Below are 15,107 nucleotides of genomic sequence, written 5' to 3'. Positions count from 1 at the left end.
ACGCCTGTTAAACGGCGGGGTCAATGAGTTTTTTTTCGCCCGGGACGATGTGAAAGGAGCACCTATTCGCAGATCATCCTAAGTGTAGGGAACGCGGCTCTGAAATGACCGGTATCGAACGTGAGTAAGGGATACTTTCTAACTAATGCGTGGGCGCCGATGAGGAAATCTGTAAGTATTCTGCGCGGCGCACCGGTCTTCTGCCGTCGGCGCCGCTTGGTGTAGGTTTGGAAAGCTAGGCCGGCTACTCGCCAAATGGCTTCGTCAAGCGTCCAGTCGATACTAATGCCGGTCTCCTTGAAAAAGCCTTCGATGAAATACTCGCTCCTACGGGGATCAGCGAGAAGTTCAGCGAAGACCGGGCCACTGACGACTAAACCGCCGCGATCCAAAGCGGCATCCAGCGCGCGGCGCGCCGGAATACTGATAAGATCATTCCGGTCCCACAGGGCCACCAGAATATTCGTGTCGAGCGCCGTTGTCATTTCTCAGGCTCTTCGTGACCGCGCAACTCTCTAAAGTACTTATTGATCGCATCGCGTCCGGAACCGATAGTGGGATTCCCGATCCCACGATACTTTTCAAAGACACTTTTCGTCCGGACCGGCCGGACCACAACCTCATCACCGCTGACGTCAAACACGAGTTTGTCGCCCGCCTTTACTCCCAAAGCCTCGCGCACCCGCACGGGAACGGTGATCTGGCCTTTGCTGGTTATTTTTGCTTGCTGGCTCATCACTTGCTCCATTCCTTACCTTATCACACGCATCCTTACTTCGGTCAACGGTTTGATCGGAGTTGCCCCACAACGCCGTGATCGCGTTCCTCGCGGTCGCGGCGTTGTGAGTTGCGGCGATTCTTATAACACGTTAGCTTCTAAGAAGCTAACGTAGGAAATCCGAAAGGAACCTAAGCCCTCGCGAAAGCCGGGGCTTTTTATTTGTCTCGGAAAGCGTAGAATTATCTTTTCATGTCAAGAGCCGGGAAGATATTGGGTGTTGAGCCTTCGTTTGCTATCGCGGGCGGAGAGGTTGCTGTTGCGTGCGAGGGGTTTCGGGCCGAGCATGGGTCGGGGCACAAGGTGTTTGTCGGCGGGGCAGAGTGCAAGATAAGCGGGGCGTCGAGTTCGCGGGTGTTGGTGAGGGTGCCGAACGACGCTGGGGAAGGGCTGTCACGGATACATTTTGAGCTCAATGGACAGCGGAGCGAGCTGTTTCCGATCACGGTCGGAAAGCTGCTGACGGACGGGATGCATATTGTGGCGAATCCGGCGGTCGATCCGTCGGATGACGCGTTGGTGCTGACGAGGTCCGGATCGCGGGGACAGCATCTCGATGCGACGCTGTTTCGATTGGAGCCGGACGGCTATCTTGACGAGATGCCCGAGTCGATTCTCAATCCGACCGGAATTGCGTTTGACCGCGAAGGCCAGCTGTTTGTCACGAATCGCGCGCAGGGGGAGGTTTACGTCGTGGGCCGCGATGGGAGCAGTTCGGTGTTTGCGACGGGGCTTGGGATCGCGACGGGAATTGCCTTTGACGCCGATGACGTAATGCACGTCGGCGACCGGATGGGCACGATCTGGCGCGTGTATGACGTCGGCGAGGCTGAGGCGATTGCCACACTCGACGCCTCGGTCGCGGCATATCACCTCGCATTTGGCCCCGACGGCCGATTGTATGTCACGGCTCCGGGCCTCGCCAGCCGCGATGCGGTCTGGGCCGTCGATAGGCGAGGGGAGGTGAGCGAATTCTTCCGCGGCTTTGGCCGCCCGCAGGGCCTGGCATTTGATAAGTTGGGTAATCTCTACGTCGCTGCCTGCTACCAGGGCCGCCACGGCATCGCCCGCATCACGCCCGACGGCAAGGGCTGCGAACAATTCGTCGCCGGCGATAACGTCGTCGGGCTCTGCTTCACCCGTCAGGGCGACATGATCGTCGCCACATCCGACAGCGTGTACTCATTGCGTTGCGGGATCGAAGGAACACTCTTGTAAGCACTCATCTCAGTGCATTACCGGGCGGGTGGCGGTTTTGCGTCCAATTCGGTAGTGTCCGGAACCTTGCTTAGACATCTGCGGCGTCCTAAGATGTTATTTTTGCTTTATGTTAAGAGATCTCGCTCTTTTTCTCGTTTTTCTAGCATCTCTTTTCACCGGCTGTGCGAGCGTGGCCCCAGACGCGATCTCGGGGCCAACTATCCCGCCACCGGCGGCTGCCGCGGCCGCAACGCCGTTGCCCAAGCTCGAATTGAAGCGCGACGCTGCTCTCGAGGCTGAGATCGTCCGTATTGCCTCGGCCGCAAAGGGCAAGGTTGGCGTGGCAGCGGTCGCGATCGACAGCGGTGACGCCGCGTTGGTGAATGCCGACGGGCATTATCCGATGCAGAGCGTTTACAAGCTGCCCATCGCGATGGCCGTGATGGAGCAAGCCATGCTCGGCAAGCTCAACATGGATACGAACGTGCGAGTGACAAAGGATGACATGGTGCGCGAGGGGATGAGTTCGCGGCTGAGGGACATAGCTCCCGATGGTGGCGAGTATAGCGTGCGCGACCTGGTCCGCTTCGCTCTCGTCGAATCGGACGGCACGGCGAGCGACGTTCTGATGCGTGCCGCGGGCGGGGCCGGCGAGGTTCAGGCTTACCTCACCCAGATCGGCATCTCGGACATAAAGGTCGTTAACACGGAGAAGGAACTAGGCGGTGATTGGCAGTCGCAATATGCGAACTATGCAACGCCGTCCGCGGCGGTCGAACTCCTGCGTTTCCTTGATCCTTGCCTCAATGCGGCTCTGGATGATCCGAAGACATGCCGAATTCCGGGGCCGCCCGTTGCCCGGCGTTCGTCGGCGATGCTCGACGAAAAGCTCATCTTTACCTCGATGCAAGAATCAAACCCCGGCGCCCGCCGGTTGAAGGGCATGCTGCCAAAGGGAACCATTGTCGCCCATAAGACCGGCACAGGCGGGACGCAGGACGGCATCACCGGTGCGACCAACGACATCGGAATCGTGACGCTGCCGAACGGCAAGCATTTTGCAATTGCGGTATTTGTCTCTGATTCGCCGGCGGATGAGGCAACTCGCGAAGCGGTGATAGCTCGAATCGCCAAAGCCGTGTGGGATGCCTGGGCGAAGTAAGCTGCATTCGAAAAGCTCGTAAGGGCGGCATGGCTAATTGGTCGTCAGTCCGCAGTGCCTGTGACACTCGTCACCGCCGTTTCTTGACGCTCTCGGTTACACTTGATCGGCTGAGTCTGAAATCGGAGAGGTCAACGATGAGAATGAAATTGTGGTCGATAGTGTTCGCTGTCACGATCGCGACAGGCGTGGGTGGTTTCGCGGCTTTTGACGCATTTACGAGAGCCAGTGCACAGACAACATCTCCGGACGATAAGAAGATGCCCGACGTCGTCATGCTCGGTAAGGAAGCCAAGCTTGGGCCGGTGACATTCAATCACATCAAGCACAACGGCGGCGCATATAATATCGACAAGAACTCGCCGATCGCCTGCATCTCGTGTCACCATGCGGCCCGGCCGCAGGGCGAGATCGCAAAGTATCCTCCGCTCAAGACGGCGTGGCCCGCTGACCGGACCACGACGCTGACGGCGGAGTCATTTGCCAAAGACCCGAACGGTTCGGGCGTCGTCGGCTGCTCAAGCTGTCATGCCCGTGAAGGGCAAAAGCCGAAATTGCTTGACGCCAACCCACAGATCAAACACGAGAGCAGCCCAGCGCTCATCACGCTTAACAACCAACAGGCTATGCACCGTGCGTGTGCCGGCTGTCACGTTGAGGTGAGAAAGACGTTCCCGGCGTCAAAAGGCCCGGTCACAGCACAGTGCATGATGTGCCATAAGAAGGCTGCATAGGAACAGCCCACGAAATACACGAAAGATGCAAAAAAGGAGGTCCGTTTCCACGTGCCTCCTTCTTTTTTGTTCGTGTGTTTCGAGTATTTCGCGGGGCTAGTTCTTTCCGGATTTGATATCGGCTATGCGCTTTTCGAGCGCGGCGGTATCGACCTTGGGCGTTGCGGCCTTGCCGAGCGAGACGGCTTTTTCACCGGCGGCGATGGCCTCTGAATTACGTCCCAGGGCGGCAAGGGCATTGAATTTCCGGCTATAGCCGCGGAATGTCTCGCCCGCCTTGATCTCGGCCTCGGCGGCGGACAGGGCCTGTGTGTACCATCTCGTGGCAACTGTGTTCAGCTTCTTGTCGCGAGCATAATTGGCGGCGCGAAACGGCGTATCAAAGTCATCCGCCTTTGCATCTTTGATAACTTTTGCTGCCCTCATGACGACAGTATCACTTGGATTGTTTATCTCCAGCGTAAACGGCACACGAAGCTTTTCCCATCTCAGGACGACCTTTGCGGTACTCTCTGATTCCGGCTCGATAGTGAAGCCCAAGGCTTCCTGATGTTCGGCATCCCACTCGGGCTTTGCCTTGACACGCAGTACGTCCTTGGCCTTGTCATAGTTGAAGCTGCCGCCCTGCTCTGCGACGGAGTTAAAGATAAACACCCACTCGCCCTGGCCGGGGATCGAGTGCAGGCTATAGGTGCCCGCCGCGAGATGTTGGCCATTGATGCGCACGTCATCCGTGACGGTGAACTGCGTAGCGGCGTTTGCGCCGGTGCGCCAGACGTGGCCGTAAGGCACGATCGGAGCCCCCGCGGGACGCGTCATTCCGTTGTCGAGTGTGGCTTCACCCTCGACCTTGACGGGCCATTCGCCCCATATCTTGCGGCCCTTGGCCATTGGCCGAAAATAATTGATCGTTACGTCCGTTACGCCGACGGTCTGCGAGACCGCTGCTTTTTGCGACGCCTGGGGCAGTCGAAGCTGAGCTGACGTGTCCGCGACGGCAAGGGCTGTGACGAACATGAGAGCTGAGAAAATAGAAACGAAAACTCTGGATTTCATAGGGCTCCTTTACAAAAAAATATGATCAGGGAATGGGTGCATAACAGCTACGCCTACTCATCCTCATCATGTGCACGGACGCGGCCGGCTGCGATTGCTTCGGCGACAACTTTGTCCGCGAGATTGTGCGGCAGCGGGTCGTAGTGCGAAAACTGCATGTGGTACGAGCCGCGGGCCTGAGTGACGCTGTTGAGCTTTGATTGGTAATCGAGCATCTCACTGAGCGGCACCTTGGCTTTGATGACCTGCTGCTTGCCTCTGACCTCCATGCCGCCTACGCGGCCGCGGCGCGAATTAAGGTCGCCCATGATGTCGCCTGAGACTTCCTGAGGCGTGAAGACCTCGACGTCCATGATCGGTTCGAGCAGCGTTGGTTTGGCCTTTTCCATCGCGGCGCGGAATGCCTTGCGGCCCGCAGCCTTGAATGAATGCTCATCTGAGTCCACCGTGTGATAACTGCCGTCGATGAGCGTGACCTTGAAATCGACGAGCGGATAGCCCGCGACCGAACCGCTCGCGGCGGCCTCGATGATGCCTTTTTCGATCGCCGGGCGGAAATTCTGCGGCACGGCACCGCCAAAGATCTTATCGACCCACTCAAAGCCCGCGCCGCGATCGAGTGGCTCGAATATACATTTGCAATCGCCAAACTGCCCTCGTCCGCCGGACTGCTTCTTGTGCCGTCCCTGGACCTCGACCTGCTGAGTGATCGTTTCCTTGTAAGGGACCTTTGGCGGATGCAGAGCGACCTCGACGTGGTAGCGGTGTTCGAGTTTCTTAACAACCGTCTCGATGTGGAGTTGGCCACTGCCCGAAAGGATAAACTCCTTCGTCTGCGGGTCGCGGTCAAAGTGAAGCGATGGGTCTTCTTCGAGGATCTTGTGAAGCGCGGCCGAGATCTTGTCCTCGTCTGCACGCGATTTGGGCTCGATAGCGAAAGCGATGGCGGCTTCGGGATATTCGACCTTCGGATAGACGATCGGCTTGGCCTTGTCCGCGAGCGTGTCGCCGGTTTGCGTATCTTTGAGCTTGACGCAGGCGATGATGTCGCCGGTTGCGGCCTCGTTGACCTTGTCGAGCGTTTTGCCCGAGATCACATGGAGCGCACCGAGGCGTTCCGCGCTGTCGCGTGTCGTATTCTGGACCGTCGCATCGGCTGCGACCTTGCCTGAGATCACCTTCATCACAGTGATGCGCCCCGCAAATGGATCGGCGATCGTGCGAAATACATAGGCTGAAAAAGGCTCGTCATTGCTGTATTTGCGGGTAATGCGATCACCCTGCATCTCGTTGTCTGCGAAACCGTATTCTGCCTCGTGCGTGGCCGGATTCGGAGCGAATTCGACGATGTGATCGAGTAGTATCTGCAGGCCTACGAGATTCAACGACGAGACCGCGTAAACAGGACACAGCTTGCTCGATGCGATCGCTTTCGCGAGGTTCGGGTATATCTTCTCCTCGGGAAGCGTGCCGTTCTCAAAGTACTCCTCCATCAGAGCGTCATCTGATTCGGCGACGATCTCGATCAGGCGTTCGCGGGTCGACTCGAACAGGCTCTTGCCTTCTTCCGGGATCGGTATCTCCTTTGCCTTGCCTTCGGCGTCAAACTCGTATGCCTTCTGATGGACAACGTCCACGACACCTTTGAAATTAGCTTCGCTGCCGATCGGCAAAGTGAACGGCACGATGGAGCGGGCGAACGATTCTGCCGCCGTGTCGAGCGCGTGGCCAAAATCGGCGTGCTCCTTATCGATCTTGTTGATGACCATGAAGCGCGGCAGCAGGAATTCGTTTGCATACTGCCAGGTCTTCTCGGTCTGCACCTCGATACCGTGAACACCGTCAACGACAACCAGAGCGCAGTCGGCTACTCGTAATGCCGGGCGCGCGTGCGACACAAAAGCGGCGTATCCGGGCGTGTCGATAAGGTTGATCTTTGTGTCTTTGTATTCGACGTGGGCGAAGTTGTTGTTGAGCGATACCTTGCGCTCGATAGAATCTTCCTCGTAATCGGTGATGGTCGTCCCTTCATCGACCTTTCCCCAGCGATGCTGTCCGCTGCCGGCGACGTGGAGCAAGGAACTTACCAGCTGGGTTTTGCCCGCGTCGCCGTGTCCAATGACGGCAAGGTTTCGTATATTCTCAGTCGCGAATGCTTTCATATATCGGCAATACTCCTTTATCAGAACTCATAAAATAGGGTTAACCTCTAAATTTATCTTACGGCGATTGAAAGGGCAAGAATCCAACTCCCTGCGTAACATTCCGGCCCGCGCAGAGAACGCTGAGAGAAGACGCGGAATTAGCTGAGTTTGTGCTATTGTTGCTTTCGAGAACGGTCAACCCGTGCTCGTGTTTTCGGCATCAAATGCCTGCTTCTCTCATTGATCGAAACTTAGCTGTCGTGGGGAATCTTTAATGCTCATTCGCAAGCGTGGTATCAAGACTATCGGGACGGCCGTTTTGGCGGTATCCCTGTGGATAATCCCCGATCCTTCGGCCGCGCAGGACTTGGTCAATTTCGGCAGCATCACGGGCGGGGCGAGCGTTTTTGTATTCCGCGCCGCGGCTCGGGCAGTAAAGAAATTCGTCTCGTCCGTCAAGCCGACGAGGACCAAAGCGCAGCGGATCGATACCGTGAAGAAGGTCCGAAAGCAATTTGAGACGATCGCGAAGGTCAAGCCGAACCGCAATCGGGCGACCGTCGTCGACCCGCTGAAGCTTCCCAAGAATATCAGGACGATGCCCGCCTCTGAGGGCTCGAAGCTGTTTGCCGGTGTCGGCGAGTATTACAACGAAAATGGAGATTATGACAAGGCGATCGGCTTCTTCCTGGACGCCGTCAATCTCGATGACAAGAACACGGCCGCAAAGGCCGGCTTGAGCGATACCTACGCGATGAAGGGCAACGACCTGCTCGTCAAGGACCAGGCGGCCTTGGCAAAGGGCTTTTTCCTTGAGGCCCTGAAGTACGATGTTACGAATTCGGCGGCGTATTTCGGCCTCGCCGAGGTCTACTCCGCACTTGACCAGTATCCTGAGGCGATCGCCAACTATGAGAAGTCGCTCGAGGGCGACAAGGACCTGACGGAGATCCTCGTTCCGCTCGGCATTCTCTATTACCAGAACGGTGAGATCGATAAGGCTGACCAGATGTTGACCAAGGCACTGGCTGCATCGGGCGAGTCGGCCGAGACGCAGTTCTTCCTTGGCCTTGTCCGTTCGTCACAGGGGCGAAACGACGAGGCGGCAGTGGCCTTCAATCGAGCAAAGACCATTGATCCAAAGATGGAAGAGGCATTCTTCCAGTCAGGCGAGGTCCTGTCGCGGCTTGGCCGCCCGGTAGAGGCAGTCGATGATTATAAGCGGGCGGTCGAGATGCGGCCGGCCTACTTCGAGGCATGGCTCGGCCTAGGCGAGGCGTACTACGAGCTAAAGAACTATCCTGAGGCCGTCAACGCGTACAAGATGGCGATAAAGCTAAGGAATGATAACTGGGAAGCCTATCTCGGCCTTGGCGAATCGTACCGGCAGACCTCAGAGTTTAACCTGGCAAAGGCCAACTACGACAACGCGGGCACATTTCTAAAGCGGCAAAAGGACTTTAACAAAGAGACGGCCGCCGATATTTACAGCAAGATCGGCTACGTGGTGGGCCGCCAGTGTGAGATCAATATCAAGAATTTCGTCGCCTGCAACTGGGGCTCGGCCGTAAGAGCGCTTGAGGAGGCCGTGCGGCTTGCCGACAATCCGCTCGACAAAGCGAACCTCGGTTGGGCCTACTACAACTATGCCAGAATGGACATTGACGCCCGCATGCCCGACGCCGCAAGGCCAAAGCTCGAACTCGCAAAGGCCAATCTGCAGGCCGCGCTTGCGACGGCAAACGAGACAACTGCCGACGGCGTGCGGCAGAATCTCGGAGCCGTCCTCATTGACCTTGGCGACTTTACGGGAGCAGTCGAGGCACTGAAACCGGTCGTCGAGCATCGGCCCGACTGGACATTTTCGGCATATGCGCTGGGGACCGCGTATTTCAAGCTGAACGATTTTAACAACGCCGCGAAGGTATTTAAGGCGGGTGTTGAGAAGGATCCTGACAACGCGTCGATGCTGTCGAGTCTCGGGTTCTCAGAGGTAAAACGAAAGAATGGCAAAGAGGTGAAACGCATAATCGGGAAGCTCAGAGACCTTAACCGCATTCCGGAGGCACTGCAGCTTGAGAAAGAGGCCAAGATCGCAAAAGTGATATAGCCAAACCGGAACGACTTGCTTTTTTGAGCGATCCGCTTGTTAAATTGAGCGGGTCGCTTTTTCGAATGAGACTCGAGATCCAAACCAATGTTCAGCTTGCTCCGCTGACGACACTCGGCATCGGCGGGCCGGCTCGATTTTTTGTGAGGGCCGAGAGCGAAGAGGCGCTTGTCGAGGCCCTGCGTTACGCGGATGAACATGCGTTGGCGGTCTTCATTCTCGGCGGCGGGAGCAACGTGCTGATCGCCGATGCCGGATTCAATGGCCTCGTCATTCAGGTCGCGATAACCGGTTCAAAGCGTAGCGTTCAGGGTTCAGAGTCGGGCGTATCGCAGATAACCGTCGGCGCGGGCGAGGATTGGGATGGATTCGTCGCGTGGTGCGTCGATCAGAAACTTGCCGGCGTAGAATGTCTGAGCGGCATTCCCGGCACAGTCGGCGGCACGCCCGTGCAAAATGTCGGCGCATATGGCCAGGAAGTCTCGGAAACTATCGTGTCCGTCCGGTGTCTGGACCGCACGACGGGCGAATTTGTCAGCCTCTCCAATGCTGAATGTGGGTTTTCATATCGCCGCAGTATTTTTAACACTGTCCAACGGGACAGATATGTCGTGACGGCGGTGACCTTCGATCTCGTCAAGGGCGGTGATGCCAAGGTCGCATATCCTGACCTTGAAAGAGCCTTGCCTTCCTCGATATATTCGCGCTGGGCATGCGACAGCAGCAAGGATGGCGACCCGTCCTGGCTTTACCGTTCACCTTGGTACGTGCGCTATATCGTCCTCAATCTGCGCGGACGAAAATCGATGGTGATCGACAAGGACGACCCTAATACGCGAAGCGCCGGTTCCTTTTTTAAGAATTCGATAGTCAGAGCAGAGGTCTTCGACAAGATCAAAGCTGAACATCCCGACGTGCCGAGTTTTCCGGCCGATGACGATATGATCAAAATTCCGGCGGCGTGGCTTATCGAAAATGCCGGATTCGAGAAAGGGTTCGCTCTTGGCAATGCCGGCATTTCATCAAACCACACTCTTGCACTGATCAACCGCGGTGGTGCGACGGCCGCTGAGATCATCACCCTAAAGGAGGCTGTGCAGGCGGGTGTGCGTGCAAAATTCGACATTGACCTCGTGCCCGAACCGCTGCTAATCGGCTTCGATTAGCTCCCGCCGCAGCTTGTCGGTATAATCGAGCGTTTGAACACATGCCACGGCGCGACGATATCCATAAGATACTCATCATAGGTTCCGGGCCAATTGTCATCGGACAGGCTTGCGAATTTGATTATTCGGGAACTCAGGCATGCCGCGCTTTGAAAAGTGAAGGCTACGAGGTCGTGCTGGTCAACTCCAACCCGGCGACGATCATGACCGACCCCGAGATCGCCGACAAGACCTATATCGAGCCGCTCACCGTCGAAACTGTTTCTGCCATTATCGAAAAAGAACGCCCCGACGCCGTCCTGCCCACCGTCGGCGGCCAGACAGGGCTGAACCTGTCGGTCGAGCTTTACGAACAGGGCATTCTCGACAAGTTCGGCGTCAAGATGATCGGCGCCAATATCGACGCCATCAAGGTCGGTGAGGACCGCGAGTTGTTCAAGAAGGCGATGGACGAGATCGGCGTGCCTTCGTGCAAAGGCGGTTTTGCACATACGTGGGAAGAGGCCCGCGAGATCGTCGAAATCACGGGCTATCCCGCGATCGTGCGGCCAGCCTTCACACTCGGCGGCACAGGCGGCGGAACGGCCTACAATCCCGAGGAATTCGAGGAAATAGCGAGAAACGGCCTGGCGGCGTCGCCTGTTTCGCAAATTCTCGTTGAGGAATCTATCCTCGGGTGGAAGGAATATGAGCTCGAGGTGATGCGCGACCTCAACGACAACGTCGTCATCATCTGCTCGATCGAGAACTTCGACCCGATGGGCGTTCACACCGGCGACTCGATCACCGTCGCGCCGGCGCAGACCCTGACCGACGTCGAATATCAGCGGCTCCGCGATATGTCGAAAGCCTGCATCCGCAAGGTCGGCGTCGAGACCGGGGGCTCGAACATCCAATTCGCCGTCAATCCCGAGAACGGCGACGTCCGCATCATCGAGATGAACCCGCGTGTGTCGCGCTCGTCGGCCCTCGCGTCAAAAGCCACGGGCTTTCCGATCGCGAAGATCGCCGCCAAGCTCGCCGTCGGCTACACGCTCGACGAGATACCCAACGACATCACCAAAAAAACACCCGCGTCATTCGAGCCGACCATCGACTACGTCGTCACAAAGATACCGAAATGGGCGTTTGAGAAATTTCCCGGTGCCGAGGATGTATTGGGCACGCAGATGCGTTCGGTCGGCGAGGTGATGGCGATCGGACGGACGTTCAAGGAATCACTCTTCAAGGGCCTGCGTTCGCTTGAGGCTGTTAAACCGTTGCGTTTACAGGATGTTCCCGATGCGGAATTGCAGCGAAAGCTCGCCCGGCCAAACTCGCAGCGTTTCTCTTACATTACGTATGCCTTGCAGAACGGCTATTCGGTCGACGAGATACACAGGCTGACAAAGATCGACCCGTGGTTCCTCGATCAACTGGCGCAGGTGATGGAGTTCCAGGCGAGCCTCGACGCTAAGCCGCTCGCCGAATACTCGACGGATGAGGTTCGAACCGCGAAGGAGTTTGGCCTCTCGGATCGACGATTGTTCTATTTAACGGGCTCGTCGGAGGCAGAGGTTCGCGAGCTACGAAAGGAACTGGATATCAAACCTGTCTACAAGCGAGTCGATACGTGCGGAGCAGAGTTCGAGTCATTCACGCCTTACATGTATTCGACCTATGAAGAAGAATGCGAGGCCGCGCCGACGAATCGGCGCAAGATAATGATCCTCGGCTCGGGGCCGAACCGCATCGGGCAGGGAATCGAGTTTGATTACTGCTGCTGCCACGCGAGCTTTGCCCTCCGGGATGCGGATTTTGAGACGATCATGGTCAATTGCAACCCTGAGACGGTCTCGACCGATTACGATACGTCCGACAGGCTCTATTTCGAGCCGCTGACATTCGAGGATGTAATGAATATCGTCGATGTCGAAAGGCCTGAAGGTGTGATCGTCCAATTCGGCGGTCAAACGCCGCTGAATCTCGCCGATCGGCTTGGCGAAGCCGGCGTTCCGATCATCGGCACCTCGCCGGATTCCATCGACCTCGCGGAGGACCGAAAACGCTTCGGAGCGCTGCTGGCCGAGCTGAATATTCCGTGCCCCGATAATTCGAGCGTTACATCAGCAGATGAAGCTAAAAGTGTTGCCAACACAATAGGTTATCCGGTCGTTGTGCGGCCAAGCTTTGTGCTCGGGGGCCGAGCCATGGCGATCGTATATGACGAGCAGTCGCTGGACGAATATATGCGCTCGGCGGTGGATGCCTCGCCCGAGAAACCGATCCTGATAGACAAATTCCTTGAGAGGGCTGCCGAGCTTGACGTGGACGCATTGGCCGATTGCGGCGGAGCGCGGACACTCCTGTCCGCAACGGACGACGCTTCGTCGGACGTCAAAAATGATGGTGCGAGTCTCGCCGGAGGAACCGGCGATGCGGACAAGAGTGTCCGAGCTCCGTCCGTTGTTATCGCAGGCATTCAGGAGCATATCGAGGAGGCCGGCATACATTCGGGCGACTCATCGAGCGTACTGCCGGCACAAAAGATCGCGGCAGAACATTTGGAAACGATCAGGCACTACACGACGCTCCTGGCCCGTGCGTTAAGGGTCCGCGGGTTGATGAACATACAGTTCGCCATCAAGGACGACCGCGTTTATGTGCTTGAGGTAAATCCGCGGGCGTCGCGGACCGTGCCGTTCGTGGCGAAAGCGACCGGCGTGCCAATCGCAAAGATCGCGTCGCTCGTTATGGCCGGAAAGCGGAAGCTCGCGGACTTTGAGCTGCCCGACGTGCTGCCTGTGCCGCTTGTTTTTGTAAAATCGCCCGTTTTCCCGTTCAAGAAATTCGCGGGCGTCGATCCCGTTCTCGGCCCTGAAATGCACTCGACCGGCGAGGTCATGGGCGTCGGTGCGACCTTTGGCGAGGCGTACGGCAAGGCCATGGAGGGCGCGGGTTTAAAGCTTCCGATGTCGGGCAAGGCCTTTATATCGGTTAACAACGCCGACAAAGGCCAGGCCGTTCTGCTCGCAAGGCGGCTCGACAAGCTGGGCTACTCGCTCGTCGCGACCTACGGCACGGCAAATCGCCTCCGCGAGGTCGGCTTGGAATGCGAATCGGTATTCAAAGTCAACGAAGGCCGCCCGAACATCGCCGACTTGATCCGGCAAGGCGAGATCGCTCTGATCATCAACACGCCCCTCGGAAAGGCCGCTGTGTACGACGAACAGGCGATACGCAAGGCCGCCCTGCAGTTCAACGTTCCGTGCGTAACGACCATTACAGGGGCCGAAGCCCTGATCGAGGCAATAGCAACCCGAATGAATCAGGCGGTCGTCACCGTTCGAGGCCTTCAGGACATTCATACCGGCCGTTCGCACACCATTTCGCGGTGAATTCCGTGTCCGCTTTGGCAAATTCCCAAGCCATTCGTTTACAATAGCGTAACTAAATTCATATGACTGAATCGCACGACCGCGAGATTATTGGCGGGCATCTGTTGGTGATCGGCGGGGCAGAGGACAAGTATAACGAGCGGAGGATCCTGAAAAAGTTCCTCGAGCTTGCCGGTGGTGACGATGCTGAGGTGCTGATCGTGCCTGTGGCGTCGGATTTTCCAGAATTTGCGGCGGATGTTTACACGCAGGCATTCAGGAACCTTGGCGTGGCCAACCCACGTGTATTGCGGGCGACATCGCGCCAGGACGTAGTGAATGCCGACGTTGAACGCCTCACGGACGGCCTGAAGGGCGTTTTTATTACCGGCGGCGACCAAATGAGGCTCGTTTCGGTGTTGGGCGGGACAAAACTGGCGGCAAAACTTCGAAAAATGGTTCGCGACACAGACGTCGTCCTTGCCGGAACGAGCGCCGGAGCGGCTGCGATGAGCACATCGATGATCGTTCGAGGCGAGCCATCGTCGCATCCGCACAAGAACGCCGTTAAGCTGTCGCCGGGCCTCGGATTTTTGAAGAACATCATCATAGATCAGCACTTTACCGAGCGCGGCCGCATCAGCCGCCTGATCACGGCTGTTTCGTATAATCCTTACAATCTCGGCATTGGTGTAGATGAGAATACGGCGATCATTCTGGACGGTAAGGGAGTACTTGAGGTATTTGGCCAGGGTTCGGCGACGATCGTTGACGGCTCAGAGATCACCTTTAATGAGATAGCGGAAGTAGCTGATAACGAAAGCTTTAGCGTGTGCGGCGTGCAGTTTCATGTATTACGTGACGGGCTGGTTTACAACTACCTCGAACGCCACCCGATCCAGCCGCCAAATGAATTCTTACTGCCCGACCTCGGATAGAGGACTAACCGCAGAGAAGCGGAGACGCCGAGATGGAAATAGATTCAGAACTGCTTAGGTCCGATACGCAATATGACAGGATGAACCGCTTGACCGAGCGGATAATTGGCTGCGCAATCGAGGTGCACCGAGGGATAGGTCCGGGGCTTCTGGAGTCCGCTTATGAAAGATGCCTCTGCTACGAGCTTGCTCAGAACGGCCTTAGATTCCGCCGGCAGGTGTCGCTCCCGGTTGTCTATAAGGGAGTAGAACTCGATTGTGGGTATGTTTTGGATATCATAGTTGAGGATACGATAATACTTGAACTCAAAGCGGTCGATCGGCTGATCTCAATCCATGAAGCGCAGCTACTGTCGTACTTGAGGATGCTTAATATGCGGGTTGGCCTATTGCTCAACTTCCACTCGGCGGTGTTGAAGGACGGAATAAAGCGCATTGTGAATAAGCTCTGATTTCCCACTTT

At 56.9% G+C, this 15,107-nt stretch carries 12 protein-coding genes; 8 read left to right on the top strand and 4 right to left on the bottom strand.

Going from position 1 to position 15,107, the window contains the following annotated elements; all coding sequences use genetic code 11:
• Window positions 1-62 precede the first annotated feature (62 nt).
• Complete coding sequence (locus IPM59_13205; protein MBK9216524.1) at window positions 63-485, bottom strand: type II toxin-antitoxin system VapC family toxin; 423 nt, start codon at window positions 483-485, stop codon at window positions 63-65.
• Window positions 482-736, bottom strand: a complete 255-nt coding sequence (locus tag IPM59_13200; protein ID MBK9216523.1) for an AbrB/MazE/SpoVT family DNA-binding domain-containing protein — start codon at window positions 734-736, stop codon at window positions 482-484. The genes IPM59_13205 and IPM59_13200 overlap by 4 nt, the downstream gene beginning before the upstream one ends.
• Before the next feature lie 234 nt (window positions 737-970).
• On the opposite strand from IPM59_13200, the gene IPM59_13195 reads away from it, so the two are divergent.
• The 3 genes from IPM59_13195 to IPM59_13185 all read left to right on the top strand — a co-directional run bounded on the left by IPM59_13195 (window position 971) and on the right by IPM59_13185 (window position 3,874).
• On the top strand, window positions 971-1,996 hold the full coding sequence (locus IPM59_13195; protein MBK9216522.1) for an SMP-30/gluconolactonase/LRE family protein: 1,026 nt from the start codon (window positions 971-973) through the stop codon (window positions 1,994-1,996).
• 109 nt (window positions 1,997-2,105) lie between these two features.
• Entirely contained in the window at window positions 2,106-3,140 is a 1,035-nt protein-coding gene (locus IPM59_13190; protein ID MBK9216521.1) for a serine hydrolase, read from the top strand.
• Between the two features lie 137 nt (window positions 3,141-3,277).
• Entirely contained in the window at window positions 3,278-3,874 is a 597-nt protein-coding gene (locus tag IPM59_13185) for a cytochrome c3 family protein (protein ID MBK9216520.1), read from the top strand.
• Between the two features lie 96 nt (window positions 3,875-3,970).
• On the opposite strand, the gene IPM59_13180 is transcribed toward IPM59_13185, so the two are convergent.
• Together IPM59_13180 and IPM59_13175 are read right to left on the bottom strand one after the other, a co-directional pair.
• The gene (locus IPM59_13180; protein MBK9216519.1) at window positions 3,971-4,891 is read right to left on the bottom strand and encodes a DUF2911 domain-containing protein; all 921 of its coding nucleotides are present in this window, start codon (window positions 4,889-4,891) and stop codon (window positions 3,971-3,973) included.
• A 92-nt stretch (window positions 4,892-4,983) separates the two neighbouring features.
• Window positions 4,984-7,092: an elongation factor G gene (locus tag IPM59_13175; GenBank protein MBK9216518.1), complete on the bottom strand. Its 2,109-nt coding sequence runs from the start codon at window positions 7,090-7,092 to the stop codon at window positions 4,984-4,986.
• A gap of 256 nt (window positions 7,093-7,348) precedes the next feature.
• Between IPM59_13175 and IPM59_13170 the strand changes: the two genes are divergently transcribed.
• The 5 genes from IPM59_13170 (at window position 7,349) to IPM59_13150 (ending at window position 15,096) form a co-directional block, all read left to right on the top strand.
• On the top strand, window positions 7,349-9,184 hold the full coding sequence (locus IPM59_13170; GenBank protein ID MBK9216517.1) for a tetratricopeptide repeat protein: 1,836 nt from the start codon (window positions 7,349-7,351) through the stop codon (window positions 9,182-9,184).
• Window positions 9,185-9,249: 65 nt separating this feature from the next.
• The gene (locus IPM59_13165; GenBank protein ID MBK9216516.1) at window positions 9,250-10,350 is read left to right on the top strand and encodes a UDP-N-acetylmuramate dehydrogenase; all 1,101 of its coding nucleotides are present in this window, start codon (window positions 9,250-9,252) and stop codon (window positions 10,348-10,350) included.
• A 41-nt stretch (window positions 10,351-10,391) separates the two neighbouring features.
• Entirely contained in the window at window positions 10,392-13,727 is a 3,336-nt protein-coding gene (gene carB, locus IPM59_13160; GenBank protein ID MBK9216515.1) for a carbamoyl-phosphate synthase large subunit, read from the top strand.
• 62 nt (window positions 13,728-13,789) lie between these two features.
• Complete coding sequence (locus IPM59_13155; protein MBK9216514.1) at window positions 13,790-14,644, top strand: cyanophycinase; 855 nt, start codon at window positions 13,790-13,792, stop codon at window positions 14,642-14,644.
• Window positions 14,645-14,676: 32 nt separating this feature from the next.
• Window positions 14,677-15,096 (top strand): GxxExxY protein, encoded by a 420-nt coding sequence (locus IPM59_13150; protein MBK9216513.1) that lies wholly within the window; start codon window positions 14,677-14,679, stop codon window positions 15,094-15,096.
• The last annotated feature ends 11 nt before the right edge of the window (window positions 15,097-15,107 follow it).

This window comes from Chloracidobacterium sp., from assembly GCA_016715795.1.
Lineage (GTDB): Bacteria > Acidobacteriota > Blastocatellia > Pyrinomonadales > Pyrinomonadaceae > OLB17.
Note: the sequence above shows the minus strand (reverse complement) of the source record. Positions and strands in the feature narration are given on the sequence as shown.

Excerpts from the sequence above, each read along its gene's own strand:
- IPM59_13195 (MBK9216522.1), top strand. The coding sequence starts at position 971 with ATGTCAAGAGCCGGGAAGATATTGGGTGTTGAGCCTTCGTTTGCTATC.
- carB (MBK9216515.1), top strand. The coding sequence starts at position 10,392 with ATGCCACGGCGCGACGATATCCATAAGATACTCATCATAGGTTCCGGG.
- IPM59_13150 (MBK9216513.1), top strand. The coding sequence starts at position 14,677 with ATGGAAATAGATTCAGAACTGCTTAGGTCCGATACGCAATATGACAGG.
- IPM59_13200 (MBK9216523.1), bottom strand. The coding sequence starts at position 736 with ATGAGCCAGCAAGCAAAAATAACCAGCAAAGGCCAGATCACCGTTCCC.
- IPM59_13205 (MBK9216524.1), bottom strand. The coding sequence starts at position 485 with ATGACAACGGCGCTCGACACGAATATTCTGGTGGCCCTGTGGGACCGG.
- IPM59_13170 (MBK9216517.1), top strand. The coding sequence starts at position 7,349 with ATGCTCATTCGCAAGCGTGGTATCAAGACTATCGGGACGGCCGTTTTG.
- IPM59_13190 (MBK9216521.1), top strand. The coding sequence starts at position 2,106 with ATGTTAAGAGATCTCGCTCTTTTTCTCGTTTTTCTAGCATCTCTTTTC.
- IPM59_13185 (MBK9216520.1), top strand. The coding sequence starts at position 3,278 with ATGAGAATGAAATTGTGGTCGATAGTGTTCGCTGTCACGATCGCGACA.
- IPM59_13175 (MBK9216518.1), bottom strand. The coding sequence starts at position 7,092 with ATGAAAGCATTCGCGACTGAGAATATACGAAACCTTGCCGTCATTGGA.
- IPM59_13165 (MBK9216516.1), top strand. The coding sequence starts at position 9,250 with ATGAGACTCGAGATCCAAACCAATGTTCAGCTTGCTCCGCTGACGACA.
- IPM59_13180 (MBK9216519.1), bottom strand. The coding sequence starts at position 4,891 with ATGTTCGTCACAGCCCTTGCCGTCGCGGACACGTCAGCTCAGCTTCGA.
- IPM59_13155 (MBK9216514.1), top strand. The coding sequence starts at position 13,790 with ATGACTGAATCGCACGACCGCGAGATTATTGGCGGGCATCTGTTGGTG.